The organism is Carboxylicivirga agarovorans (assembly GCF_050589845.1).
Classification (GTDB): Bacteria; Bacteroidota; Bacteroidia; order Bacteroidales; family Marinilabiliaceae; genus Carboxylicivirga; species Carboxylicivirga agarovorans.
Genome location: NZ_JBNGPA010000020.1, coordinates 1 through 24,183 on the forward strand (window position 1 = coordinate 1; position 24,183 = coordinate 24,183).

At 32.4% G+C, this 24,183-nt stretch carries 25 protein-coding genes; 10 read left to right on the forward strand and 15 right to left on the reverse strand.

Annotated elements, in window-relative coordinates:
- The first annotated feature begins 594 nt into the window (after positions 1-594).
- Together ACRD69_RS17315 and ACRD69_RS17320 are read left to right on the forward strand one after the other, a co-directional pair.
- On the forward strand, positions 595-1,206 hold the full coding sequence (locus tag ACRD69_RS17315) for a hypothetical protein (RefSeq protein ID WP_430816382.1): 612 nt from the start codon (positions 595-597) through the stop codon (positions 1,204-1,206).
- Positions 1,207-1,422: 216 nt separating this feature from the next.
- Entirely contained in the window at positions 1,423-1,857 is a 435-nt protein-coding gene (locus ACRD69_RS17320; RefSeq protein WP_430816383.1) for a hypothetical protein, read from the forward strand.
- Between the two features lie 115 nt (positions 1,858-1,972).
- Here the strand turns inward: ACRD69_RS17320 and ACRD69_RS17325 are convergent, their stop codons facing one another.
- Complete coding sequence (locus tag ACRD69_RS17325) at positions 1,973-2,506, reverse strand: hypothetical protein (RefSeq protein ID WP_430816384.1); 534 nt, start codon at positions 2,504-2,506, stop codon at positions 1,973-1,975.
- A gap of 158 nt (positions 2,507-2,664) precedes the next feature.
- Between ACRD69_RS17325 and ACRD69_RS17330 the strand changes: the two genes are divergently transcribed.
- The 4 genes from ACRD69_RS17330 (at position 2,665) to ACRD69_RS17345 (ending at position 5,291) form a co-directional block, all read left to right on the forward strand.
- Positions 2,665-3,018, forward strand: a complete 354-nt coding sequence (locus ACRD69_RS17330) for a helix-turn-helix transcriptional regulator (protein ID WP_430816385.1) — start codon at positions 2,665-2,667, stop codon at positions 3,016-3,018.
- A 9-nt stretch (positions 3,019-3,027) separates the two neighbouring features.
- Positions 3,028-3,636: a hypothetical protein gene (locus ACRD69_RS17335; protein ID WP_430816386.1), complete on the forward strand. Its 609-nt coding sequence runs from the start codon at positions 3,028-3,030 to the stop codon at positions 3,634-3,636.
- Positions 3,637-3,721: 85 nt separating this feature from the next.
- A complete protein-coding gene (locus tag ACRD69_RS17340; protein WP_430816387.1) occupies positions 3,722-4,621 on the forward strand; it encodes a hypothetical protein in 900 nt (299 codons plus the stop codon).
- 4 nt (positions 4,622-4,625) lie between these two features.
- Positions 4,626-5,291: a metallophosphoesterase family protein gene (locus tag ACRD69_RS17345; RefSeq protein WP_430816388.1), complete on the forward strand. Its 666-nt coding sequence runs from the start codon at positions 4,626-4,628 to the stop codon at positions 5,289-5,291.
- On the opposite strand, the gene ACRD69_RS17350 is transcribed toward ACRD69_RS17345, so the two are convergent.
- From ACRD69_RS17350 to ACRD69_RS17360, 3 genes are read right to left on the reverse strand one after another with little or no spacing between them, the layout of a single operon-like run.
- Positions 5,288-5,581, reverse strand: a complete 294-nt coding sequence (locus ACRD69_RS17350; RefSeq protein ID WP_430816389.1) for a hypothetical protein — start codon at positions 5,579-5,581, stop codon at positions 5,288-5,290. The two genes, ACRD69_RS17345 and ACRD69_RS17350, sit on opposite strands and share 4 nt — an antisense overlap.
- Before the next feature lie 3 nt (positions 5,582-5,584).
- Complete coding sequence (locus ACRD69_RS17355) at positions 5,585-5,911, reverse strand: hypothetical protein (RefSeq protein WP_430816390.1); 327 nt, start codon at positions 5,909-5,911, stop codon at positions 5,585-5,587.
- Complete coding sequence (locus ACRD69_RS17360) at positions 5,908-6,261, reverse strand: hypothetical protein (RefSeq protein ID WP_430816391.1); 354 nt, start codon at positions 6,259-6,261, stop codon at positions 5,908-5,910. Before ACRD69_RS17360 ends, ACRD69_RS17355 begins: the two co-directional genes overlap by 4 nt.
- Positions 6,262-6,294: 33 nt before the next feature.
- Here ACRD69_RS17360 and ACRD69_RS17365 point away from each other — a divergent pair, with 33 nt between their 5' ends.
- On the forward strand, positions 6,295-7,251 hold the full coding sequence (locus tag ACRD69_RS17365; protein WP_430816392.1) for an HNH endonuclease: 957 nt from the start codon (positions 6,295-6,297) through the stop codon (positions 7,249-7,251).
- A gap of 2 nt (positions 7,252-7,253) precedes the next feature.
- On the opposite strand, the gene ACRD69_RS17370 is transcribed toward ACRD69_RS17365, so the two are convergent.
- From ACRD69_RS17370 to ACRD69_RS17400, 7 genes are all read right to left on the reverse strand, one after another.
- Positions 7,254-8,006 carry a DUF5131 family protein gene (locus ACRD69_RS17370; protein ID WP_430816393.1) on the reverse strand — a complete coding sequence of 251 codons (753 nt, stop codon included), beginning with the start codon at positions 8,004-8,006 and terminating at the stop codon, positions 7,254-7,256.
- A gap of 282 nt (positions 8,007-8,288) precedes the next feature.
- On the reverse strand, positions 8,289-8,891 hold the full coding sequence (locus ACRD69_RS17375) for a hypothetical protein (RefSeq protein ID WP_430816394.1): 603 nt from the start codon (positions 8,889-8,891) through the stop codon (positions 8,289-8,291).
- A 124-nt stretch (positions 8,892-9,015) separates the two neighbouring features.
- Entirely contained in the window at positions 9,016-10,134 is a 1,119-nt protein-coding gene (locus ACRD69_RS17380) for a phospholipase D-like domain-containing protein (RefSeq protein WP_430816395.1), read from the reverse strand.
- A 434-nt stretch (positions 10,135-10,568) separates the two neighbouring features.
- Positions 10,569-11,591 (reverse strand): hypothetical protein, encoded by a 1,023-nt coding sequence (locus ACRD69_RS17385; RefSeq protein ID WP_430816396.1) that lies wholly within the window; start codon positions 11,589-11,591, stop codon positions 10,569-10,571.
- A 170-nt stretch (positions 11,592-11,761) separates the two neighbouring features.
- Positions 11,762-12,718: a hypothetical protein gene (locus ACRD69_RS17390; RefSeq protein WP_430816397.1), complete on the reverse strand. Its 957-nt coding sequence runs from the start codon at positions 12,716-12,718 to the stop codon at positions 11,762-11,764.
- Between the two features lie 176 nt (positions 12,719-12,894).
- A complete protein-coding gene (locus tag ACRD69_RS17395; RefSeq protein ID WP_430816398.1) occupies positions 12,895-13,731 on the reverse strand; it encodes a hypothetical protein in 837 nt (278 codons plus the stop codon).
- Between the two features lie 130 nt (positions 13,732-13,861).
- A complete protein-coding gene (locus tag ACRD69_RS17400; protein ID WP_430816399.1) occupies positions 13,862-14,974 on the reverse strand; it encodes an FRG domain-containing protein in 1,113 nt (370 codons plus the stop codon).
- Positions 14,975-15,277: 303 nt separating this feature from the next.
- Between ACRD69_RS17400 and ACRD69_RS17405 the strand changes: the two genes are divergently transcribed.
- Positions 15,278-17,209, forward strand: coding sequence for a hypothetical protein (locus ACRD69_RS17405; RefSeq protein ID WP_430816400.1), 1,932 nt, complete (start codon positions 15,278-15,280; stop codon positions 17,207-17,209).
- A 161-nt stretch (positions 17,210-17,370) separates the two neighbouring features.
- Here the strand turns inward: ACRD69_RS17405 and ACRD69_RS17410 are convergent, their stop codons facing one another.
- From ACRD69_RS17410 to ACRD69_RS17420, 3 genes are all read right to left on the reverse strand, one after another.
- Entirely contained in the window at positions 17,371-17,535 is a 165-nt protein-coding gene (locus ACRD69_RS17410) for a hypothetical protein (protein WP_430816401.1), read from the reverse strand.
- Positions 17,536-17,700: 165 nt separating this feature from the next.
- Positions 17,701-18,132, reverse strand: a complete 432-nt coding sequence (locus ACRD69_RS17415; protein ID WP_430816402.1) for a hypothetical protein — start codon at positions 18,130-18,132, stop codon at positions 17,701-17,703.
- 69 nt (positions 18,133-18,201) lie between these two features.
- Positions 18,202-20,106 carry an AAA family ATPase gene (locus tag ACRD69_RS17420; RefSeq protein WP_430816403.1) on the reverse strand — a complete coding sequence of 635 codons (1,905 nt, stop codon included), beginning with the start codon at positions 20,104-20,106 and terminating at the stop codon, positions 18,202-18,204.
- Positions 20,107-20,391: 285 nt separating this feature from the next.
- On the opposite strand from ACRD69_RS17420, the gene ACRD69_RS17425 reads away from it, so the two are divergent.
- Positions 20,392-22,308 (forward strand): ATP-binding protein, encoded by a 1,917-nt coding sequence (locus ACRD69_RS17425; protein WP_430816404.1) that lies wholly within the window; start codon positions 20,392-20,394, stop codon positions 22,306-22,308.
- Between the two features lie 30 nt (positions 22,309-22,338).
- Here the strand turns inward: ACRD69_RS17425 and ACRD69_RS17430 are convergent, their stop codons facing one another.
- Positions 22,339-22,911, reverse strand: coding sequence for a recombinase family protein (locus ACRD69_RS17430; RefSeq protein WP_430816405.1), 573 nt, complete (start codon positions 22,909-22,911; stop codon positions 22,339-22,341).
- A 442-nt stretch (positions 22,912-23,353) separates the two neighbouring features.
- Here ACRD69_RS17430 and ACRD69_RS17435 point away from each other — a divergent pair, with 442 nt between their 5' ends.
- Positions 23,354-24,172 (forward strand): hypothetical protein, encoded by an 819-nt coding sequence (locus ACRD69_RS17435; protein WP_430816406.1) that lies wholly within the window; start codon positions 23,354-23,356, stop codon positions 24,170-24,172.
- Positions 24,173-24,183 lie beyond the last annotated feature (11 nt).

The window sequence follows — 24,183 nt, forward strand, 5'->3', positions numbered from 1 at the left end:
GAAAACTCTTTGAGTTTACAACAGTTCCAACAGCTCATCATTATCATCATGATTTAGCTGTTTGTAGAACTAAAAGTATCTCTTAATTTTAAGCTTCAATTTGTCCAATAAGTTTTGACGTCAAACACATATCTCAGTATGCCAGCACTATAATTACACTTTATTGGTTGTTGTTTTCATTTATTTTCATTCCCCAAGAATTGATAAATTCTAACATTACTTTCCGATACGGAAAGTATATAGTGCTATTATTCTGCACATTAAAGCCTAGGTGATACATATAAGATACAAACACTGCACAATGAATCACAAACAAACACAAATCAAATGTAATCTTTAAGATGATATTCGTGGAAATATTTTCTATACTTTCCATCCAATACTTCATCCCTATCTTGTTCTACATACCTACCCAACACTTTCAAGTCTTCTAATATTTCAATCTTTCCGATTTAATATCGTAATGCAGATACCATCTTACCTAAAAAGTTCTATTTTTAATCCGTTATGATAGTACCATCAATGTCTTCACAGGAATTAGCCAATGAAATCATAAGCGATTTCAAGAATGTTTATACTAAGACAGGCCATATAATGAAGAAAACACATCGCATGGCTTTAAAATCAAGGAAGAAGCATTATCAGCAGATGTTTGAATATAAGTCACCATTAAAAAATGATTGGCTAATATTTGTAAATCATTACTTAGAAGACCCAATATTTGTTCCAGTTGTATACTACCTTAATGAATATGGAATAAATGGCATTATGATTTCACAGAATCCAGTTAATGACGAATATTCATACCTGTCAGGTAAAGCTAGAATTCAACAAGACATGTACCATTATACATCGCATTTCCTTGATAGGTACAATCAAAGATTCCTAAATGATGAAGGTCTGTCAAAATTAGACCTGCTAAAGCATTTTATTCAGTGTAATCAAATGGTTCAAGCTAGGACTTATTCAGATAATGACAAGTATAAAGATGGTATTTACGGTCGTTTTAATCAGGGAATCGGACTTGGATATATGGAAGAACTATCAACAAATAATCTATTTCATTTCAAGACCTTTTTAACAACTGAAATGATATACGAAAATCAAGATGATTATTTAAAGCAAACAAGCATTGAAGATATTAGCTTGAATAAAGATTTTTGGGGTGAAGTTTATGGACGAAGGAATATTGATTCATTTGGGTGACATAAAATAGGATGTTCTAAAGGAAAGGGGCTTGATAACGTAAAGAACTACAACCTAAAGTAAGTAATAGGAAGTTTAGTATCATATGTGTGACCGTTTTTTTTCTTTGGACCTAGATTTTTGATTATTCCCTGGTTCAACATCTACCTTTTACCTACCTTGTATACGTCTAATCAATGGTGCACATTCCCACGCACCAGTTCCAAATTTTAACGTATGAAAACAGTAGATGAAACTATTAAGCATTTACAGCAGCAAGGTGAAGATTCGCAATTTATATTCGTTGCTAACCCTACAATTATTGAAGATGTGATATACATAGATGGTCGCAAGGTTGATAATTTGCTTATTCACATAAGACAAGGGGCTTACTTAGTATTGCCACAAATCGTTTATTACACATCAATGCTTGATGATGATTCGATGGACTTTATTAGTACAGCTTCGGTTGCAAAGAATTTAATTGGCTACAATAGCGAAGACATCCATCTTGTCGTTGACCGAAAGATACCCGAAGACCATGGGCTATCGGATATTGTATTACCCAATCAAATAACAAATATGAATCGGTACGTTGAAACCTTGAAAGGCATGGACTATGAAAAAAGGCGTGAAAATTTCTTTGGTGGGGATATTATTGAATTGGAATAAAAAAAGGGAAGTAAACTTGATGTGTTTTACTTCCCTGCGATGATGTAAATGATTGTTTTCATTTTAGATGTAATATAATTTCAGTTTATTAACAACTTCATGTCCATCATATAGGTTAAGTTCTAACCATACAAGTTCCTTCACCATAAAGTTGGTTTGCAAGTTCCATTGTTTTATTACTATGACATAGTGAATCGAAATCAATATCTTCAAAATTATTACGAAGAAATGCTTTAGAATATAACATTAGCTGTTTCATTGTTCTATCTGCTGCATCTATTTCACCTAGTTCATCACCTTTCTTTTTCCATGAAGTCACTACATTGTCACGATAAAAAATAATGTAATCCAAAAGAAATTCAGTTGTACCTGTTATAGCATCATCAACAATGTTCAGTGCTTCAATTCTTTGACCGTGGACAAGGTTTTTATAATAATATTTGCTTGAAAAAATATCGAATACCATAGGGCTATTGCATTCAGGGCATCGCAAATTATGATTTGCAAAATGACTGTGTGGTATTTCGGTAGTTTCTGAATGGTTACAATCACCGATATTTAGACACTTAAAATGAACCCTAATTGCACAATCTAAATCAACCTCAGGCTTGTAATTTTTTGGAATTCTTTTAAAAATACTTTTATCCATATTCATCTGTTTAATTAATAATGTAATTTTCATTGCAAACATATAATGAATATTTCATATAAACAATGAAAATTACATTTAATATTTCGTAATTTGTTGATATGCACAATTGTGCATATATTTGATGTTGCAATTTAAGAATAATGTAAAATACATTTATGAACTATTTTAAGCAGAATATCAGGCATTTGCGCTCTAAAAAAGAAATGAACCAAACTCAATTTGCAGAATATATTGGTGTCACGAAACCTAGATATGCTTCATGGGAAATCGGACAAAGTTATCCTCAGATTGATGCTTTATTAAGATTAGGTGAATTCTTCGATGTAAGTTTATTTGACCTATTCTTGGTTGAATTTAAAGATGGTTATAAACCATATCCCTTCAACCCAAGCACAATTATCGAAAAGGGAAGTAAGGGTGAATTAAGTATCGAACAAGTGGAACAACTAACGAAAGTTCGTGATACTATTGAAGGTATACTTACCCAAAATGCAGTAGGTGACTTATAAAAATAATCTATGTCAACATACAACGAAAAGGCAAAACAAAGCTTCAATACACGCTTACGCTTCTTTAAGTTCAATTGTGCTGTAAATGAAATGGTTTTTAATAAAGAAAACTTCCTAAGATTTAAATTGGAAGAACAGGAAGCTATTATCGCAATCTACACTGCGCAATACTGTCAATGGTTGGACAACGACCAATTAAAAGGAATAGGTAAAACTTTGACTGTAGAAGGGGCTTACGAAGCAATAACAGATATTTCCCTTTCTAAAGAAGATGAATCCGATTGGTTCGCTGATTACATGGAACAATTTGAAATCAGATACCCTTACAATATTTTTGAAAACCACAGTAAAGCAGATACCTGCGAATATTGCAAAATGACTTTAGACACAATCAGCAAATTAGCCGACAACCAAAAAATCTTCAAGAAACATTCGACACGTGGGTATACCATGGAAATTGACAGAAAGAAACCAAACCTTGAATACACAACGGAAAACTGTGTTCCATGCTGCTACTGGTGCAATAATGCTAAGACTGATGAATTTGATGATGTCGAATTTAAACCAATCGCCCAAGAAATACGAAAGGCACTTGAAAGCAGGTTGGATGAAAGTTAGCAACTATTAAAACAAACGATGGTTTCACAAACGTATTTCAGTTACATTTGATTAGCTTAGTAACTTACTTTAACCCTTAATACACATGAATCAAGAAGAACTTCTGAAGGAATACACAATTATCGAAAACCGCATATCCGAAGTGGTAGATTTTTTCGCTACCCACAAAGAAGAAAAGCCATATAAACAATTTTATAAAGGGATAAGTACACTTCAAAGCCCACTTATTTATAAGCCTGATATTCTATTTGTCGGAATTAATAATGGTGATGGTGAATACAAAGAAGCGATGAATAATAACAAGCCTATTCCAGTAAATGCGTGTCTTGATGGTAATGAACCACCAAAAGAAATTAATTGGTTTAAAGGTGGTAATGCTAGGGGTAGGTTCAGAAAACCAAAAGAATGGGTAAGCCATAATTGGTATCAAAGGGATAAAAAAGTGAACAATCAATTCCCCAAAAATATGATTGACTTGCTTTTTGAAATAGCTAAGTTAAAATATCCCGAAGCAAATCATAACTACGATAATATTTCTGTTCCTTTTTGGCATGATGAATTCGGGGAAAATATCATGTATACAAACCTTTATCCAGTGTCAACTACAGATACTAAAGGTTTGAAAAAGGTTCATCAAGCATTGGCAAAGGAAGCTACTTTAAAAGATTTATGGAAAACATCTCAAGGCGATGAAAAAGCCATTAATGAATGGGTTGTTAGGAAGTATTTTATCAGTTCAATAAACCATTTGGTAAAGCTTATTGAACCCAAAGTAATTGTTTGTATGGGTATGGCAGCATTAAATGATTTTACTTACACAGTTCACAAAGGCAAAGAAATAGTACGAACAGAAAGAACCTTTGATGAAAAGAAAATTCCAGTTGTTGGTTTTTCAAGAAAAGGAAGTTGGAACAGCAGGATACCTAAAATAGCAAAAGTTATTGCACCGTTTTTAGTTCCTAACCAAGTATCATCAACTATTTAATCTGATGACAAATAAGTATGTTATATCGGATATTCACGGCTGTTATAACACTTTTAATGAACTGCTTAATAAGATTGGGCTATCTAAAAGTGATGAATTATTTCTGTTAGGTGATTATATCAACCGTGGGAAGGATAGTAAGAAAGTTGTTGATTACATTATCGACCTTCAGAATCAAGGGTATAATATCACTGCGTTAAAAGGTAACCATGAAGAAATGGTATTTGATTCATTGGAACTTGAAGATTGGACTTCAGGTGCTAAGGAAACCTTAGAAAGCTTTGGGATTAATCATTTAAATCAGTTGGATGCGAAGTACCTCAAATGGTTTTCCAAACTAAAGCCAATCCATCAAGATGATGAATTTATCTTCGTTCATGCAGGTTTAAATTTTGATGTTAGCAACCCATTTGATGACAAGCGCAGTGCTTGTTGGATTCAGAACTGGTATGGTAGTATTGATTACGATTGGCTTGGTAATTGGAAAATCATACACGGTCACGTCCCAATTGAAAAAAGTCAGATTGAAAAAATGATGGAAGGTTTCAATAAAACAAAAGTGCTGAACATTGATAATGGGTGCTATATGACAGACAAAAAAGGTTATGGAAGCATGGTATGTGTCGATTTAACCAACTTAAAATTAACCTTTCAAGCCAATGTCGGTTAAAGTAAATTCAACTTATATCCGTTAAGAATTTCGTCCAAATCCTCAACTTCTATAGCTTTGATTTTGTGGCATTTTTTCAAATTTTCAGCTGTCCGTTCTTCTCTGTGTTTCTTTAATAACAGATAATCTGAATACTTTAGAATATGAATGTGTTTATCATGATTAGGCTGATTGGCTAGTTTATACATCGCACGTGCAGCTAAAAGCAAAGTATCGAAGAATGTATATTTAAATTCATCTTCACGCACTCGCTTATTCAGCAACACGTATGCACCGACTTTTTTCTTCATAATTTAGAAAAGTTCTTGAATTTTAGGAACTACCCTGTTTTTAAGCACATCATCTTTATCGTAAACCTTTAAAACTATATCATCACGTACAACAGCAAAAAACTGAATGAAGACTTTCTTCACATCGGGTAATTTCAAACTAGCACGATAAAAGACGTTCATAGTTATATCAAATGAATCAATGTCAACAGTGCGTTCTTCAAGGTCATTATAAACGACACGAATTTGATATGGATGCTGATTTAAATTCCTTTTAAGTGATTCAAGGTCATTTACTTTAAGCTTTGACATCAAATTGGGTAGTATGTTGTTACAGTCTATGTACTTCATATCAAAAGCAGTTCAAGCTTTTCAACTGTATTTAAGTAATCACACGCATCTTCATAAGAATAGCTTTTATAAGATGAATGCCTATTTTCAGATTCACCTTTTGTTATTTCAGCATTGAAATTAATGTCGGTTTCTTCCACCAAGATTACCAGTGCTTGGGCTGCTTCATAAAGGTTATTGAAGTGGACTTCAGTCAGGTAATCATTAATGCCATACACTGCGATAGTGTAAGGGTAATCTTGGTCCCCCTTATTTAGGCTTCCAGTAATTGTTGTGTATTTCTTTTGCCCAATATGCCAGGGCTTTGGTGCTGATTCAGATACTTTAACTTTAATTGGCTGTAGTTCCATGCTGATAATTCTTTTTATATTTATCATTCATTGATGAAACATCCTATGATTCCACAGATTATAAAAGATTACCTGCAAGTAATTCGTAATGGCAGCAATGTCAATACATATAAATTGACATGGGCTAAAGCCATAATTGAAATATGCGTAGAACAGCCTACTATAACGGTTATTTCACTGGAAGAAATAGCCAAGAAAGTCTTCAAGTACTATTGGAATCAAACCATTTACTTCGACTTACAGCAAAGTAATAACCCCAATCTTGTACCTGAAATCGTAACTGAAGTAAAGGTTAAAATTGAAGAATACTATAAAACCAAGAAGTCCCGAACACCAATACACTTTGAAAAGGTCGAATCGAAAATTGATATTAATACGAAGAAGATTGTTCAAACCTTAAAGTCGGATGTTAGTTGGCGATTTCCTTTGGTTAATAAACAACACTTGCCAGTTTATGAATACAAGAAAGGGGAAAACGAATTAACCGTTAATAATGCAGCAGCTTTGGCTGAATATTCTGATATACTATATGAAGCGATAAATTACAAATGGACTCAAGTACTGGAAACATTTAATTCAGCACCACGCATTGCAAAGAAGGTTCGCATAATTGACTTTCCCAACATAAAGCGTAAGCCGTTATCACCTTTCAGACCAGTTCTTGAAATAGAAAACCCTAACCATATATGTTTTATTTGCGGTGAACCAATAGTTGATGAAACACCTGCTATTGACCATGTGATTCCTTGGTCTTTCCTTTATTCGGATGATATATGGAACTTGGTTTTTACTCATCAAACTTGTAATTCTTCAAAGTCGAACACTATACCAAGTGAAGCTGATATTGAAAAGCTTGAAGCAAGGAATGTAGGGCTGTTAGAAAAGATGAAAGTCGATGTAAAGTACCATCATAAAAAGGTGTGTGCCGAATTAGAAACAGCTGTTGACCGTGACTATGTTCGTAAGTTTTGGGTGGCGTGTAGAAGCTAATACTAAAACAAAGCAGCTGGTTCTTTCGAAGGTGACTTTGATTTCGAATGCAGATTCTTTGCCCAACTTTGGCAGTAAGCATCATTCAATATTCTACGCAGGTTCTTTTTCAGGTAAACCTTGCTAAACTTGTTGATTTCCTCAATCAGTTTTATTGTTTTAGGGATACTAGGTTCAGGAAGTCCGTGCCTTTTGCTATCAGCACCAATGGAAACCAATTTAGGTTTGCATGATTTAACCAATTCCACCATTTCTGATAGGTCAAAATCCATTATTGGCTCAATGGTAACATAGTTTGCAGTTTCAAGCTCCGTTGCACACTTATTCATGTATTTAGCACGTTCCTTTGGTGTTGGGGCATTGTTCATTATTAATGGTATATACCTGTTTGTTTCAATTGTTCCGCAAAGCACATAATTGTCATTGAAAGGTCTATCCTTAATGATTTCGTAGAACCTTTTAGGGTTCTTTGTGTGAAACATGTACTTGTTCCTATATCGTTCGCACGTATCAAATGTATCAAGTATCCATTTTTCAGGTACATTATCAGCGAATACATCTGTATGACTACCAACGAATATAAATTTACCTGCACCTAAGTCAGTGTTGAACGCTTTATGATTCAAACGAAGCTGACTCTGTTCATGTACTTTCATGTAGCAATATTTACAGTTGTGCTCACATTCACCGATGATGGTGTTAAAGGTTTCGTCTATGAAGGGGTACATGTGCCCATTTGATTTGTTTAGTCCCATATTAAATAGTTTTTTGACCATTAAATACATGGGAAATCAATAAGGTTTAGTTTTCGGGATATTTATTTTTGGATAAGGGCTGTGAAAGGTGGTTAAACCCCCACCGAATAATACCCCCTGCTAGCTATAAGGACACAAGTTAAAGAACTATATATAGAAATTACTTATTAGACTTATGTCCTTTAGATGTATTGTTTGGTGGGGTAACTGATTACCGAACCATGCTTTCTAAAAAGCTACGACCGCCATATGGTTTATACTAGCGTGTCACCCAATGGCATTTTATAACCAAAACTGTAGAGCGTTTCCATTTGCTTTAGTGTCCTTTATAAACTTTAAAACCGATTCAAATTCTTTTAAAACCGAAGAAGAAAACTCTGACTTATTTGATTTAAAAATCTTAATGGCCGAATCCAAACCTTCGTTTAAAATCATTGCTTCTTCAAAGTCCTGAATAGGTCCATATTTCATTGGTAAATGCTGAAGTTTATTGATTAAGTTGGTGGACCATATTTCATCATAGAACTTGTCCGATAACGGTAAGCTTACCTCTATTTTCTCAAGTTCCTGAATGGTCATTTTATCATCGTCAATGGTCTGACAAAGTGAAGGATTTCTTTCTGTCCATTTTTTATTGAAATCAGCTTCAGGAATAGATTCAAACTCAGTATCTGATAAATCTAATTTCATATCGCTAAGCATTCCATAATTGTCGTGTGAAAATTCAGAGTCATACCTTATTATTATTCCAATAGAATACTCTTCCACTTGTCTTTTGACCGTGCCATCTTTTTCTGTTTCAAAGTACCATATTGAATTTCCCCAATGGTCGTATTCGTCACCTCTGGTTTCATTCCATTTTCTTCTGATGTAGTTCATCTTCATGGTTTCTTTGCTTGCATACAACGGCTCGAATATGCGTAGTAAGGGATTTCAAGGTACTTCACTGGCAAGCCGCTACTTTGTTTATTAAATGCTTTAAAGTTCAAATTTACCAAATCGCCCCGCATTACGTATATTTATTATTGGCTACTGTTTTTTCTCTGTTTAAAATCAAATTTATATCAAAACAATGCCAATGACTGGTTGCTTCTTCTTTTTGTAATCCTTCCACTAAATCAACCGTTTCGAGTGAAAAGTTTTCAATATTAAAATGTATTTCACAAGTTAAATCAAAGTTTTTCTTTCCATTTGTTGAAGAATCGAAGTGTATTTTAGAAGGACTAGTTAGACCTTCTGAAGAAAAATGGTAATCTTCTTTAATTTCATTAGTATTGTTTATTTCATGCCCATTAAATTTAACATTTGTTATCTTGGTAGCCTTCGTTGTGGTACTTTTTTTCTTGCTATCTCTTAGAACCCAAGCATCTATTGATGTAGGACAATACACAGTACAGTTACTGGATGATGTAGTGCGAAAATGCAGAATAAGAGTATTTTCAAGAACCTCAATTTTATCTGCATAATAATCTTGTCTCCATTGCCTATAAATTACATCACTGATAACAAAATCATTTGCTGAATTTGATTCAGATTTTAATTCCAATTTATTCAATAACGACTCAGCTTCAGTGTCAAAACCAAGACTTTTCATTTCAATGCAATGCTGATATATATCTCGCTTTCCATAGTTATTAAATGAAAAAGAGTCTCTTTTATAAGGATTCGATTTTAAATATTCTGAAATTGATTTAATTAAGTGCAGATTAGATACAATATTGTTAAATTCAATTTTAAAATCACTTATTACGTCTGAAGTGCCCTTAAAAACTAAAATATTCTCATCATTTATACTTTCCGCTAAATATGTGTAATTATATGAACCTGTTATTAACACGTTTGAATCGATAATGCAAAATTTATTATGCATGGGAGTTTCAGGTTTTCCAAAGTAGAATTTGCCACCTTTATCAATAAATCTTTGAAAATCTAATCCATCCAACCTGTTATTAATATCATCATTAATTACTACTAAGTGAATAGGAATTTGTTCAACTTTTTTTAAAATAACATCAAATATTTCATGATTTGTAAACCATGCCATAGCAATATATATATCCTGTTTTGCTTCGGTAAGATTTTCTAAAATCGTTTTTTTTATATTTCTGAAATACGGTTTAATTTCCATTATTGTACTTTAATTTAAAATTGTAGCCAACTCCTTTATATCGTCTATAAATGTTAAGATGCTGATTACATGAAATAAAAGAAGTTGTAAACGTTTAGCACTTTAAGACGTTTAAACATGTTTAAATTATTACACTAAAAGTAATACATTATAGCTAACAAACTAATCAATGCCTTATTTCATTTTAGGGTTCAGATTATGGAAAAGTAATCTTCAGCATATCAATAATACTTTTAAGCACCTTTTAAAGTATATGTTAAAATCACTGAATTTCTTATGAAACAATATTCCTGAATAGCAATAAGGGTGCTTAAATCATGCTTCATCCAACCTAATACCCTTGATGGTCCTATAGGACGTAAGTTGAATAGCTAAATGATAGTAAATACTTATTAAAGTTGTGTCCTTAGGTGTATTTCATTTATTATGACCCTTTATTCTTTCTTAAATTTTACCCCTTCAATTCTTAACTTACTGTCAATATTATGTATTAATACCACCTCCTTTTTCAAGAAATCGCCTGAGTTAGCTAACCATTTAATTACTTTTTCTGCTCCATTCTTCACAAATGGGCTTCCTTCTTTTTGCTCAGTTGTGAAATATTGTTCAACTGCCCCTGCTATCAAATCTGTAATACTTAATAAATCCATTGTATGAATATCTTTATCTTCAAAAGGCAATTTTGCCCCACCAATTTGTTTGTATTTATTATCCGAGTACACTTTAAGCACAGCTTTCAATAATCCTAAAGCATTATTGAACATTTCACTATTTTGAATGACAGGGTCTTTGTCACTCATCCAAATAACTTTCTGATTTGAGTCTGCAATAAGAGGCAATACATATCCTATTATATGTAGTATCCTCATGAGCTTTTCAGCGGCTTTTTTATGCCAATGCCCCAATCCTGCATTTTCTATTTCCTTAAGCAAATGTATATTCTGATTTCCAATAAATAATGAACTTAAATTCCTGTCAATAAGAATTGTTAGTGAAAACCCATAAACATTCTTGTCAATAGTCTCTAAATATTCATCTAATGCTCTAAAAGAAGGGCCGTAATCCAAATTTTTAAATGAGATTTCATTTTTATTCAAATCATACTTTTCTCTGACCTTCATTAGTGCTTCACTAATGTGATAGCAATGATTCCAACCGCAAAACAAGAAAGAGTATGAATTATATTTGCTGCCTTTATGTTCTCCTCCATAATCCGAGAATATTGCTATTGATTCATTTTCCATTGTTTTTAGTTCAGGAAGGGTAAATTTCCCTTTCGAATGTTGTTCTTGAAAGTATGAATCTAACAGTCTAATTAAATGTGAATTTTCTTCGAATCTATCACGTTTTATGGAATTGAATTGAATATCTTTTAAAGTCATTGAATTAACAAATTCTTCCCAAGTATTTGGAACTTCGTATTTCGTGTTATTATGTTCTATAAATCGACTGTTCATTTTTAATTTACCATAACGACTGCATAATAGTAGCCTACTGCGTGGCACTTTCCTGTCAAGTTACAAGAAAGTTGAAGCGGGTGATAACGCTCAAAAAACTCTGAACCCCTTATGAATTATACACATTATTGTATGCTGGTATTAGTTTATTTCAATTTATTTATCAACCACTAATCTTCTATAGCTTTTATAAGTTTCATTTGCTGATTTCTTATTTGTACTATTTTTTTAATCGTATTAGTCGAAAATAAAATTATAACTGGAGACAAGATGCTATAACTCAAAATAATCCAGATACTAATATTAATCCCTGTCCCCAAGAAAGCTATTGAATAAATAATTTCAAGGCCAAACAAACAAACTGTTGCAATAAAAGGACTAAAAGTAAATAGGACTACCCAAACCCAAGAAACGACTTTCTCAAACCAAATATTTGCCTGTAAAATAATCCATGGTTCATCTATTATTTGATTACTATTTATAATGACAATTAGTCTATTCCGAATAATAACCAATAATATAAGTGATAAAATACTTATCGCATAACCAGCTAATTTCCAATGAAAAATAACTGGGGTATTAGATATAGTAACCGTTGATGACCTCATTAATTGGTAAACTTTCCAATTTATTTCTCTAAAAACTTCAAGGTCCGTATTAAATTCCCAAGGTTTGATTGACATTCCTGTTGCAACTTCACTTAAAGTATATGACCTTCCTGAGCTATTGAGGGTTGATTTAAGATGTTCTTTAGTGAAATCCCTATGTATACTCCAAATAGGCACTCTATCTTCATCTAACAACCAGTGGTTTGGAAAAACAACTAATTTGACATTAATATTTTTACCATTGTCTTGAGCGGATTCAATTCGAATAGTCCCAAAATCAGTGAAAACTTCTTCACCTAATATTGAATCAATTTCAAAATTTGATGCAATATATTTGCTGGAAACATGCGATTCTACAAAAGCCTTTCTTGCAGAAATTATTGTCTGCCAATTTTCCCATTGGCTTACTAAAATATTAATAAGAGGATATATTAAGATTATAACCGCAATTGATATTACTTTAACATTTGAAATATAGTTGCCAACATTAATACTTTCTTTTATTTGTTTATTAGACATATCTTTAAATTAATTTGAAGATTTGCTATTCGAGGTTATTCTTGTCTTAATTGCTGGTAACGGCCACTTGCAGGCGTAGTGTGGGTTTAAAAGCACTTTCTTTTCAAGTCGCTACTATAGAGACTGTAAAATGAACTCTGTCCAACATTACGTTTATAATTTGTTGTGTGCTGCCTTTAATGTTTGTTTTTTTCAAAAAACTCTTTCATATCATATATGAACCGACAGTAAGTTATAAAAACTTGGAGATTCGCAAATAAAGTATATTTGTCAACTTTCTTTCCAGTTGGATGGCCTGCACCATTACGGTTGTTTCTTATCATTTGGAATACCCCAATCAATGTATTGTCATATCCATCTTTGATAGAAAATGGTAAATCTCCTTTAAGTGCCTGGATTTCCTTATTAAATTCGTCAAATTGCTTTTTTATAAATTTTCCAGAGGTTTTTTTAATGAATTTTTGTTTTTTGTCAACATTTTCATACGTGTCTGCATAAGTTTCTATTAAGATTAAAAGAGCCTTTTCTGATGCGCACCCCAATGTAATTGTTGCAGATAATAATTGATTTATATTATATGTTCTTACACTTTCTGATAAATATATTTCAATTGTTTCATCGATATCTGGTATTTCCCTTCTTAGTCTGCTAAGATAACCTGTAACGTCATTGGGAACGGGTTGCTCTGCTTCGATTGCTCTTAATCCATAGTCTGTCAAACTAAGAAATGGCCAAGAGTCATTGCTATAGTCACCAATTGTAAGAACACGTTCTGTTATTAAATCCCAAAGAACTTCACGAACCCTGTTTTTATCTTTATTTGTTAACCAAGGAGTACCACCGAAATGATTAGGCGGAAATGGATTTTGTACTAGTTCCTTTTTTATGGCAAGTTGGGCAATTGTAATTTGAAGATTTACAAATTGAAAAGATTCGCCATGAGATTTTATTGCCTCAATGACAAGTGATTTAAATTCTTCATATGGTATCTTCAAATTTGTTATTTCACTCATGATTAGTTTGTTTAGGTTGCACACAACGGTAAATTGTATGAGTAGTAGTAGGTTGTGTGGCACTTTCCTTTCAAACTGCTACGCAGTTTGAGCAGACTACAATCCTTGATATTTACTACATGGCCTGCCATTACTTATACAAAGTGTTATGGGCTTTTTTTAATTCATTCATCAAGTACTCTAGGTTACCTGTCATTTTTCGTATGTCATCTTTGCGTATTGAAGCAGGATTGTGTACTAATTTATTCCTAAAATTCCTTAGATGGTCGAGTTCTTTCAAATAGTTATAAGTTTGCTCCTCATTTTCCATTAAGATGAAAAGAGCTTTTCTCATATTGAATACGTTTCTTTGATATTTTTTAGCCCGTTCTAAGATAATGGTTTCAATTTCAGTCCATAATTTCAAGAACAATCCTAAGTCACTATCCTCGACTTCTGGCTGTAAATCAACCTTTAAATTATCACAAATATCTTTGATGATGTCATTGTCTGGGTATAAAGCATTTTCAGGAATTCTATCAAATTCTGCATTCCAAAATTCATCAGAGTTTGGAATTTCAAATTTTGCAATCAACCTTTGGTTTAGGTCTAATTCTCCTTTATTTATGTATTCGTTAGTAATATCTTCAGTACCTACAAGATAACCTTCTTGAAAATATGGTCTTAGTGCAGATGGAGGTGTAATACTTAACAGTCTAATATTTACTAAGTCGTGTTCTGAGTTTATAGAAATTCTGTTTGAGTAATAAGGAAGTCCAAAAACATAAATAAATGCGGTTTCATTTTCATTATACAACTGAGCAAAAGAGCAAGCCACTCTCAAAGATTGAGTAACGTCAGACAAAGGAGTTCCAGTTACTTCATAATGTTGTAAAACGCTCCACTGAATATATTTTTTCCTTTGCAGTTCGTGATAACCTTCAATCTTTTGGTTTTTAAACTCCTGAACCAAAAGTTTACAAGCACTTTTAAGTAAATCAAATCTGTAATTTAATTCCTGCTGAGTCAAATATTCTCCTCTGTATATTGTCGGATAGAAAGTTGAAACACCTGCTTTGTTTAGATAATCATTCTTTTGTCCTCGATAAAAAAGCAAATAATCTTTATTCAGATATGATAATTTTGCAACTTGCTCAACGAGTTCCCTGAAAGAATCAATTCTATATCCTGGGTCTTTTCCAACAGTTTTAGGAGTTGTGTGAGTTTTTAACTCAGTTGTTAATTGTCCAAATATTTGTCTCATTTAATGATGTCGTTGTCTATTTTTTTAATTGCCCATAATACGTTTATATCGCCTATAAATGTTAAGGTGCAGATTACATTTTATAAAAGAGTTTGTAAACGTTTAGCACTTTAAGACGTTTATGCACGATTAAATTATTATACTAAAAGTAATACATTATAGTTAACAAACTAATCAATGCCGTATTTCATTTTTGGATTCAGATTATGGGAAAGCAGTCTTCAGTTTATCAATAACAACCCTGTCATATTTAAAAGTATATATTAAATTCGTTGAATTTCAGTTAAATCAATGCACCAATAAATGAGCAAGCGCAGTTTAGATAGAGTAACATTTTTTTCAAAAGAAGATATGTCAGCAGGGATAAACCTTCAAAAAGCTGAACCAATATTAGAAAGTTTCATCACAGATGGTGATTTTGGACTTAATGATATTATTGAACTATTTCAAATCAAACTATACTTTGATAACGAGATATATTTAACAAGCTGGTCTGAACAAGATGTTACAAGATATAAAAGCATTGTAGGTAATATGTGGGGCAAGATAGTTCAATATTGGAAACAGATTAATGATAGCAACTTTATTTCACATTTTGAATCCATTGAACTTGGCTACCAACCTGCATTTTGGAAATTACATGAAGTATTAGAGACCTATAAAAAAGTTTCTAAAGAAGTATTTAAGCAAGTACTCGGTAAGGAAGAGTTATGGATACGGGAAGTATTAAAACAACCTAAACTGGTCAAATATTTCGGTCAAGAAATACGTGAGTACCTAATTAAAGATGATAAATCTGCTGAATTAATTGTTGGTCAATACGAACAGGTTAAAGATAGACCCGATAGTGACCTTCATTTTCCAAAGTGCTTATCTAATGATGATAAGGAACAGATTATTATTAAGTATTTAGGAAGTGAAGATGCTAACCTTAATTACGTTCGACTAATAATAAAATCTCGTGATAATAGCATTAAGCTAAAGCCCCGTACACGGTTAATGGCTAAAAAATTATCGGAAAGGCTTAACAATGAAATTTTGGAAAGTGGAACAGCCACTGAGTATGGCTTGCAAGTTGGCATTAGTGAAGTTCAACAAGAACCAATTAAGAGTGAGTTGGATGGAAATACTCAAAAGATAACATATAGTGCTAGGTGTATTCAGGAAGAAAGTGATGATGTATCCTTGGTGCATAATTTTAGGCATCTGTTCGATTACCTTGATACTTTTGGAAATATTTCACTGATTAGTAAAGCTCACGAATTTGATGAACTAATGATTTTCGGTTTGCAATCGAAAAATGAGTACTTAAAAGGTCAAGTTTTTACCCGAAAAAGCATGTTATCACATATTCAACTTGCTTTATATGTTCAATACCTAAATGATAAGTTAAACAGAAAATTTGAAGATGTTTTAAGTTCCTATATGAAAGAGATGCTGATTAATCATTATGGATTATCAGGACTTAAATTGAATTTCCCATCCCCAAACACATCTTACTTAGAAAAAAACAGGTTAATTGTACCTGAATTAGAATCGCTTTTAAAGCAATATTCCCTATATGTCGAAGAAGGACACATTGACCATGAACTTTTACAACTTAGTTCAGCTTCTTTGAGCATAAATAAAATCCCAAGTTTGGTTGAAAAGAAATATGTATATGGCATTGGTGATGAATTTAATATGCTGAAACACCACTTCTTTTCTAACCAAGGTATGCTTCATCATATTGAGCCATTTAAGGGCAAATACAGGAATTTGTTTCAATTGCTTTTCAATGAGGATGTTGCTTTAGGTGATTTTAGCAAATACGAAAAGCCAGTAATTGAAAAATATATTGGCAATGAGGTTCTATATGTAGATGAAAAGGGCTTTGTAAAGATTAAATGTGCCCCACAACTAGTAACTATTGGGCGAATATATTTTGACGAAGTAGCAAGCTACAAGGTTCTTCCTGAAAGTTATCAAGAAGAAATTGATAAGATGGTAGACCAAGGGATACTATCATTTGGAAACACTCTATTTGCTGAATCAGAATATAAGTACTTTAACTATTACTTGAATAAATCCGAGTATACAAATGGCCTCGACCTCCGCAATAAATATGCACACGGTTCAAATTCAGATTCCGAAGAGGTCTGTAAAAATGACTATTATATTTTATTGAAGTTGTTGATACTAGTTTTATTAAAGATTGAGCAAGATTTGTATTTGAACAGTTATAAGGGTGATTAACAATTATTTTGCCCCCAAAATAATACCCCTGTTAGTTTTTACGGACGCAAGTTAAATAGCTATATGTAGTAAATAGTTATTATAATTGTGTCCTAGCTGTATTGTTCGGGGCGTTTAGTATTAGCTTGTGCGATTACAAATCTAGTTTACTCAAAAATGACTCAGGTAAGTTTCTTAGCTACTGGCATTTTTTCCGCTAAATACTTATCCATTTTAGCATATTTGATACACGTAAGGATGCCTTTGTCTTCTGTCAAGTACTTATCATCAGGTGAAACATACAATAGATTAAACAAATCAATCCAATCGTTATCCTTTACCTTCATTGTAGTATTTGTTTCTAAAATTTTAAAATAGGCATCAAGGGTATAAAGGAATAGCTCAATCTTTGACCAATCGTAATCTTCTGATAAAGTAAATTTCCCGTTAGTCGCAGCTTCTACGAATTTCCTAATAACGTTCTTCGTTGTCTCAATCGTATTAATGCTCTTTTACTTCTTATTGTCTTTTATATTCTTCCTTACTTCAATAAGCATGGCTTGAAGATTAGCTGTGCTTTCTGCAATAGAACTTCGGACTCCATCTATATGTTTCTTTAGTGGTTCAATTTGGTCTTCAGGAAATGTTATTCCATCTTTTAACTTACATAAAAGTTCAAATTCATCTTCTAAATTCTTTTGCGGTTGTTTTCCATCAAATTTTTGGTTGTCAATCGAAAGCAAATATTCTAAAGGAGTCTCAACTATAACTTCATTTCCTGAGTCAAAAATATTATCTACAGCATTCTTAATCGTCTCGATTCTATTAACCAAGTTAGGGCTATTGGCTATTTCTTTTATGGATAACGGGGTTAGTGTTAGGTCTTTATATGAATTTTCTTTTGTATCTAAGTCATACCAAATATTTGTGTCACATATGGTCATAGGTTATTAGCTAAAGTTCGTTTTTAGATTTTTTTTCATTCGATGTTAATTATAAACATAGAATTATGGTTACTTTAAATAATCCTCCATTGCACAAGGTAGTTCTTTTGGGATATGATTGGTTGCCCTAATATATTTTAGTGCATTTAAATGGGAAAAACCACCAAGGTTGAATTTGCTTTTATAAAGGTTTCTCAAATCTTTTCCACGAGCCTCAACAATCCATTTGGGTATCTTTAAGTTATGACCATTAAGATACTTGACTTCAATTATTTCATTTAGTTCAGAAGTTATCTTTAGATTTTTTGAGGAATTATCATAGTGGAACCCTTCGATTGCATCATCAACTGAAACGACAGAATTCATTATTGAAAGTATTGAATCGACAGCTTTTTGCAATGTTTCTGTATCGCAATTTGAAATTTTATGTTCGAGACCTGCATCCAAATCAAGGTGGTTTATATTACTAAGTTGAGAATCTTTGCTATTTAAAATGAAGCAGTACATAATCACAGGGTCAAATAGATAGTTTTCAATACTATACCTGTTTAGAATCAACAATTTGTTTTCTTCGTTATATTCAAGGTTACCTCGGTCTTTATCAATTATTCCTTTAATTACAGAATTAAAGGAGCTAAATCTATTTACCCATTCTTTAACCCTATCTTTTCCTCCGTTTACTTCACCGTTAGAAGTTGGCATGAAGTTAATATTCGACTCCTTGGCAATTTCAGAAACACTTAGTATAGTTCGATAAAATTCCACATCATCATTATCTTCTACAAAAACAAATTTTGTTTCAGGTGTTACAAATACTAATCCATTGGATAAATAATTAATGCTATTTGAAAAATTTATTGAGTTATCCTTTTTCAATAACGTTGGTTTTGACATATAATAAACACCAACATCGTTATACTTTGATGCCAGAGCCAATGTAGTAGCAGAATGCGTTGACATTAGGATTTTGATTCCTTTCTTTACAGCTAAAAAATCATGAATAATTTGAAAAAAATGCTTCTTCATGGAAGGATGAAGATGTGCCTCAGGTTCATCTAGGATAATAAGCTTTGTATTTTGTTCTGATACAGAGTACGAGTATTTTAGAAAGCCAAGAGAAAATAATATTTTTTCACCTGATGAAAGATTGCTAAAATTAATATTCTGATTTGTGGATTTATCGAATAAAATTATCCTATATGGGTTTTCCGTAACTAAATCCATCTCATTATCCAGTATTTCCGAAATTTTTTGCGTATCAGGAGCAATAACTTCATATGCAAATCCTAATTCATCAATTATTTCTTGCAATAAAACCCATGGTGGTTCAGAAAGCTTTAATGAATTGTCAAGGTTTTCTCTTAATTGATATAAATAAAATAAGAAGGGTAAAATTTGTTCAAAATTTTGGTGATTAAGCAAAAACTTATCAAAAGGAAAAAATGCTTGAATAGTTGATGGTTTTAGTTCTTCTTTAGAGACACCTGATTTATCACATATTTCATCTAAATAAAATTGATTGTTGGCTTCACAATGTATCCGCAGATTACCGTTTGTAATAATGTCACTGTTTGACGGTGTACCTCTTTGATTTTGACCATTCTTTCCTAAATAACGTCTAATCTCATTAGCCTTACTTGGTTGAGCTACATTAAGAAGGTAAAGTACAACTTCCTTGAAGTCAGAATATTTAAAAGGAGTATTAAAAATAGTGTTACCAATATTCATATTTGCTCCTTGATATACTATTTCTCTTATATGGGATATGTTAATTCCTTCTATTTGAAGGTTTGAATATGGAGGCTGATTTACCTTTGCAGGGTTTTTTAATGTGTCCGAATAATAACTATTAAGCAAGCTTAATAGCTGAGTTTTTCCTGAACCATTTAATCCTGTAATAATAGATACTTTTTCATCAAAAGCTACTTCAAAGTCTGTTAGAGAAAGGTGTCTACCTGAAAAGTTTAAATTCATATGGAAAAAAGTTTTAACCAAATGTATCAAAAATTACAGAATTATTATTGAATTGAATTTGTAACTTATGTTCATTTAAATTCTGATGCATAGGAGCTGAATAATTTAGGGAAATTTGGTTTTGGCTATTTGTCATTGGTATATCAAAAACAAGCTAATAACTTAGTTTAATTCATTAGCAAGGTGCTTACAATGACATCTTTTGTTTAACAGAAGATAATTAGTTAAATTGCTTGCTCTTCCTGGTACAGGGAAAATGCAATCAAGCACCAAATACTTAACCATATGAAGAAAAATGAAGATGTTATTCAGGGTTCACTTTTTGAAGAAGATTACCTTATTCGCACACTTGGTAGCCTTGGGACATCGCCTGAAATTGCCTTAACTGAATTGGTTGCTAATGCGTGGGATGCAGGTGCAAGGCAGGTTAATATTTTCATTCCTGATGAATTAGGTCAAAAGTTAATTATAACTGATAATGGTTCGGGACTAACTAAGGATGAATTTTATTCACGATGGATGAAACTTGGTTACAATAGACTAAAACATCAAGGTAAAAAGGTCCAGTTTCCTTCGGGTATTAATTTGCAACGTACTGCATATGGTAGGAATGGAATCGGTAGACATGGAATGCTTTGTTTTAATAATACTTATAATGTAGAAACAAATAAAAATGGTAAACAGTCAAACTTTACCATTACTACAAATAGTGAAAAACAACCGTTCTTAATAAAAAAGGAATCTTTTAAAGAATCGAAGAAAGAAGGTACAAAACTAGAAGTGGTTGTAGTTAAGAACCTACCTTCTGCATCTAACATTTTGGAAGTGATTTCTGCAAGATTTTTACATGACCCGAATTTTAAAATAACAATTAACAATCAAACAATCCAACTGGAACAACATAGTGGTCTGATTGATAGTAAGGAAGTTAATGTCAATGACATTGACTTCAAAATACACTTGATTGACACTAAGAAATCAAGAAAGTCAACCATTTACCAAGGTATAGCAATGTGGCAAAGTGGGCGTTTAGTCGGTGAACCATCTTGGATTTTAGGTAATCATGTGGTACTTGATGGACGTTCTAAACAGGCAAAGCGTTATTCAGTAGTAATTGAAACAAATGGTTTAGCTGATTTTGTAAAGGAAGATTGGACAGGATTCAAGCGAAAAAAGGAATTAGAAAGTGTTTTTGAAAAAATCAATATTTGTATTCAATCCATGTTTTCAAAAATAGCTAAGGAAAATATTGAAGAAACAAAAGCACAAATAAAGCAAGACTTCAGAAAGGAATATGAAGAACTTAGTCCATTAGGAAGGTATGAATTTAATGAAGCGATAGAAAGTATTTCTGTTTCAAACCCAACAGCTAGTCAGGATGCTGTGGCATTGGCAGTTGAAACAGTAATTAAACTTGAAAAGACAAGAAGCGGAAGTGAACTACTCCAAAGACTGTCCGTACTTTCGTCCGAAGATATTGATGGTTTAAATCATTTATTAAATAATTGGACAGTAAAAGATGCCTTAACTGTTTTGGATGAAATAGATAAACGCATTTCGGTTATTGAAGCAATCAGGAAGCTTTCAAATGATTCCACAGTAGACGAATTGCATGTTCTTCACCCATTAGTTGCAGGTGCAAGGTGGATTTTCGGACCTGAATTTGATTCACCTGAATATTCTTCAAACAACCAACTACACACTTCAGTAGAAAAAGTGTTTGGTAAAAAAATTGATAGGAAGATTTTTAGTAATAGTATGAAACGACCTGATTTGGTAGTGATGGGAAATTCTATCTTTTCAATCACTGCAACAGAAGCATTTGATAGTAATTCAGGTCTTTCTACCCTTGACAAAATATTAATCATAGAACTGAAAAGGGGTGGTTTCAAATTAGGACGAAAAGAACGTGACCAAGCCACAGGTTATGTGGAAGATTTTATGAATTGTGGAAGCTATATCGGCAACCCATATATTACTGCTTTTGTTGTTGGGGAAACGTTTAGTGAAAAACTACAACCCATACACACTATTTTTAATGAAAATAAAGTGGAAATGGGTAAAGTTTCTATTTGTCTTTTTTCACAATTAGTGGATTCAGCTGAACGAAGGTTATTTAATTTAAAAAGCAAGCTTAACGAACGGTATTCAGATGTTTCAGGTATAGATTTATTTGAAAGACAAAAACAATTAGCAATTTAACTTTAGAATAAACACTCAAAAAGATATTACTTATTCCAACACACCTTCACGTCTTAGGTACTGATAAAGCGTAGATTTACTTTTTATACCAGTAGCTTCTAAAATATTGCTAATACTATCACCTTTTTTGTAAAGTGTGGCAGCAGCAGCCGATTTCATTTTATTGTATGTGCCAGTTGGACGGCCCCCGTTCTTTCCACGGGCACGGGCAGCTTTTAACCCGTCTAGTGTCCGTTCACGAAGCACCTCAACTTCAGCAGTCTTGAGAATGCTAACGATTTGAAATACAGCACGTCCCATCGGTGAAGATGTGTCGAAGATACCTTCTTTAAGACTTTTTAAGTGGATTCCTTTTTCTTCGAAGTCAGCTAAAAGTGAAATCAGCTGTTTGGCAGTCCTAGATAATCTATCCAAACTGTCCACAATCAAAACATCGCCTTTACGTAGCTTCGATAATAGTAAATCCAATTGTGGTTTATCCTTTGAACGTCCCGATATTTTCTCTTGAAAAATTTCATCGCACCCTTCTGCTTTTAAAGAATCAAGTTGTCGGTCCAATGTTTGGTGAACTTTTGAAGATACCCTTGCATAACCAAATTTCATAACTAGTTCGTTTAATCGTTAGGAATTTAAATATACGAACTATGATTAAACGAACCAAATAAACGAACTCATTTCCTGGGGATTATGTTTACAAATTGAATTTTGGTTGGTTGTTCGTTTTATCCTTCGTTTTTCCGAACTAGAATTTTACAAATGGCAAAGGCATCACTTACGACACCTTTGCAAAAAATTAAACAAACTACTTCTTCTGATTAGGATTTAATTGCTTCCCTCTGTTGCCTTGATTTGTGCTGTAGGTTTTGTTTGTACCTCTTGTGCCTTTGTTAGCATTTACCATGTCCGCTTTGTGATTTGATTTTTTAGCCATAACGTCTGTTTTTTTTAGTTGTTAATAATAATTGGAACAATAGTAACGATGAATACAAGCTGATTTACACGTTTGGAATAAAAGTACTATTTCATGTCCCCAAATTTGATATTTATGAATAGCATAGAATATATATTTGAAATCAATAATCCATTTCATGAAATAAAGGTCACTGATAGTTATGGTAATGAATACAAAAACAAGATTCTTGAAAAAGACATCTTCTATATTGAATATGTTGATAGGACTACAAAAAGAATTGTACTGAATAAACCATTAGTCAGCACCATTAAAAGTTCAAGAATTATCGAATGGAAAATAAGGGATTCTTTAGATAGTATAATTGAAAAACACCTTGATAGAAAATCCTTTGTGCAAATTAATCAAAAGGTCATTACCCGTAGAATCAATATCATAGGAAGAAGTGCTGATTGGACACATTTACAGTTAAGGATACGTGATGATTCAAAGCGATTAAATTGGCTAACAAAAAAAATAAAGTTAGGAAAACCATTTAGACCGCAATTGGAAGATTTCTTAAATCATCAATATCTTCAGGTAAAAAATATAAAGGGAAATTCTTCTAGTGATTATATTTTCATTCACCCATTGGATATTATTTACATCGAAATTTCTAAAACTGTCAAACGATTACATCTAAGAAACCCATATAACTTTGGTGATAAGAATGAATTTATGATAGAATACCATAGCAGAAAAAAGATAACAGATGTTATTATTAATAATACATTCGGTATTAATAGCTTCATTCAAATTCATCGAAAGTTTGTAATCAACATTGAACATGCTAAATACACCGTTGGCACAAGAACCATTACGATGATTTGCCCAAATAAAAAGGAAAAACTTTCTATTGGTGAAAAATATTACGAAGACGAAGAATATTTTGCTATAATCAATGCTTTGGCTTAATCCACAATAGT

Excerpts from the sequence above, each read along its gene's own strand:
- ACRD69_RS17315 (WP_430816382.1), top strand. The coding sequence starts at position 595 with ATGAAGAAAACACATCGCATGGCTTTAAAATCAAGGAAGAAGCATTAT.
- ACRD69_RS17320 (WP_430816383.1), top strand. The coding sequence starts at position 1,423 with ATGAAAACAGTAGATGAAACTATTAAGCATTTACAGCAGCAAGGTGAA.
- ACRD69_RS17325 (WP_430816384.1), bottom strand. The coding sequence starts at position 2,506 with ATGGATAAAAGTATTTTTAAAAGAATTCCAAAAAATTACAAGCCTGAG.
- ACRD69_RS17330 (WP_430816385.1), top strand. The coding sequence starts at position 2,665 with ATGAACTATTTTAAGCAGAATATCAGGCATTTGCGCTCTAAAAAAGAA.
- ACRD69_RS17335 (WP_430816386.1), top strand. The coding sequence starts at position 3,028 with ATGTCAACATACAACGAAAAGGCAAAACAAAGCTTCAATACACGCTTA.
- ACRD69_RS17340 (WP_430816387.1), top strand. The coding sequence starts at position 3,722 with ATGAATCAAGAAGAACTTCTGAAGGAATACACAATTATCGAAAACCGC.
- ACRD69_RS17345 (WP_430816388.1), top strand. The coding sequence starts at position 4,626 with ATGACAAATAAGTATGTTATATCGGATATTCACGGCTGTTATAACACT.
- ACRD69_RS17350 (WP_430816389.1), bottom strand. The coding sequence starts at position 5,581 with ATGAAGAAAAAAGTCGGTGCATACGTGTTGCTGAATAAGCGAGTGCGT.
- ACRD69_RS17355 (WP_430816390.1), bottom strand. The coding sequence starts at position 5,911 with ATGAAGTACATAGACTGTAACAACATACTACCCAATTTGATGTCAAAG.
- ACRD69_RS17360 (WP_430816391.1), bottom strand. The coding sequence starts at position 6,261 with ATGGAACTACAGCCAATTAAAGTTAAAGTATCTGAATCAGCACCAAAG.
- ACRD69_RS17365 (WP_430816392.1), top strand. The coding sequence starts at position 6,295 with ATGAAACATCCTATGATTCCACAGATTATAAAAGATTACCTGCAAGTA.
- ACRD69_RS17370 (WP_430816393.1), bottom strand. The coding sequence starts at position 8,006 with ATGGGACTAAACAAATCAAATGGGCACATGTACCCCTTCATAGACGAA.
- ACRD69_RS17375 (WP_430816394.1), bottom strand. The coding sequence starts at position 8,891 with ATGAAGATGAACTACATCAGAAGAAAATGGAATGAAACCAGAGGTGAC.
- ACRD69_RS17380 (WP_430816395.1), bottom strand. The coding sequence starts at position 10,134 with ATGGAAATTAAACCGTATTTCAGAAATATAAAAAAAACGATTTTAGAA.
- ACRD69_RS17385 (WP_430816396.1), bottom strand. The coding sequence starts at position 11,591 with ATGAACAGTCGATTTATAGAACATAATAACACGAAATACGAAGTTCCA.
- ACRD69_RS17390 (WP_430816397.1), bottom strand. The coding sequence starts at position 12,718 with ATGTCTAATAAACAAATAAAAGAAAGTATTAATGTTGGCAACTATATT.
- ACRD69_RS17395 (WP_430816398.1), bottom strand. The coding sequence starts at position 13,731 with ATGAGTGAAATAACAAATTTGAAGATACCATATGAAGAATTTAAATCA.
- ACRD69_RS17400 (WP_430816399.1), bottom strand. The coding sequence starts at position 14,974 with ATGAGACAAATATTTGGACAATTAACAACTGAGTTAAAAACTCACACA.
- ACRD69_RS17405 (WP_430816400.1), top strand. The coding sequence starts at position 15,278 with ATGAGCAAGCGCAGTTTAGATAGAGTAACATTTTTTTCAAAAGAAGAT.
- ACRD69_RS17410 (WP_430816401.1), bottom strand. The coding sequence starts at position 17,535 with ATGAAGGTAAAGGATAACGATTGGATTGATTTGTTTAATCTATTGTAT.
- ACRD69_RS17415 (WP_430816402.1), bottom strand. The coding sequence starts at position 18,132 with ATGACCATATGTGACACAAATATTTGGTATGACTTAGATACAAAAGAA.
- ACRD69_RS17420 (WP_430816403.1), bottom strand. The coding sequence starts at position 20,106 with ATGAATTTAAACTTTTCAGGTAGACACCTTTCTCTAACAGACTTTGAA.
- ACRD69_RS17425 (WP_430816404.1), top strand. The coding sequence starts at position 20,392 with ATGAAGAAAAATGAAGATGTTATTCAGGGTTCACTTTTTGAAGAAGAT.
- ACRD69_RS17430 (WP_430816405.1), bottom strand. The coding sequence starts at position 22,911 with ATGAAATTTGGTTATGCAAGGGTATCTTCAAAAGTTCACCAAACATTG.
- ACRD69_RS17435 (WP_430816406.1), top strand. The coding sequence starts at position 23,354 with ATGAATAGCATAGAATATATATTTGAAATCAATAATCCATTTCATGAA.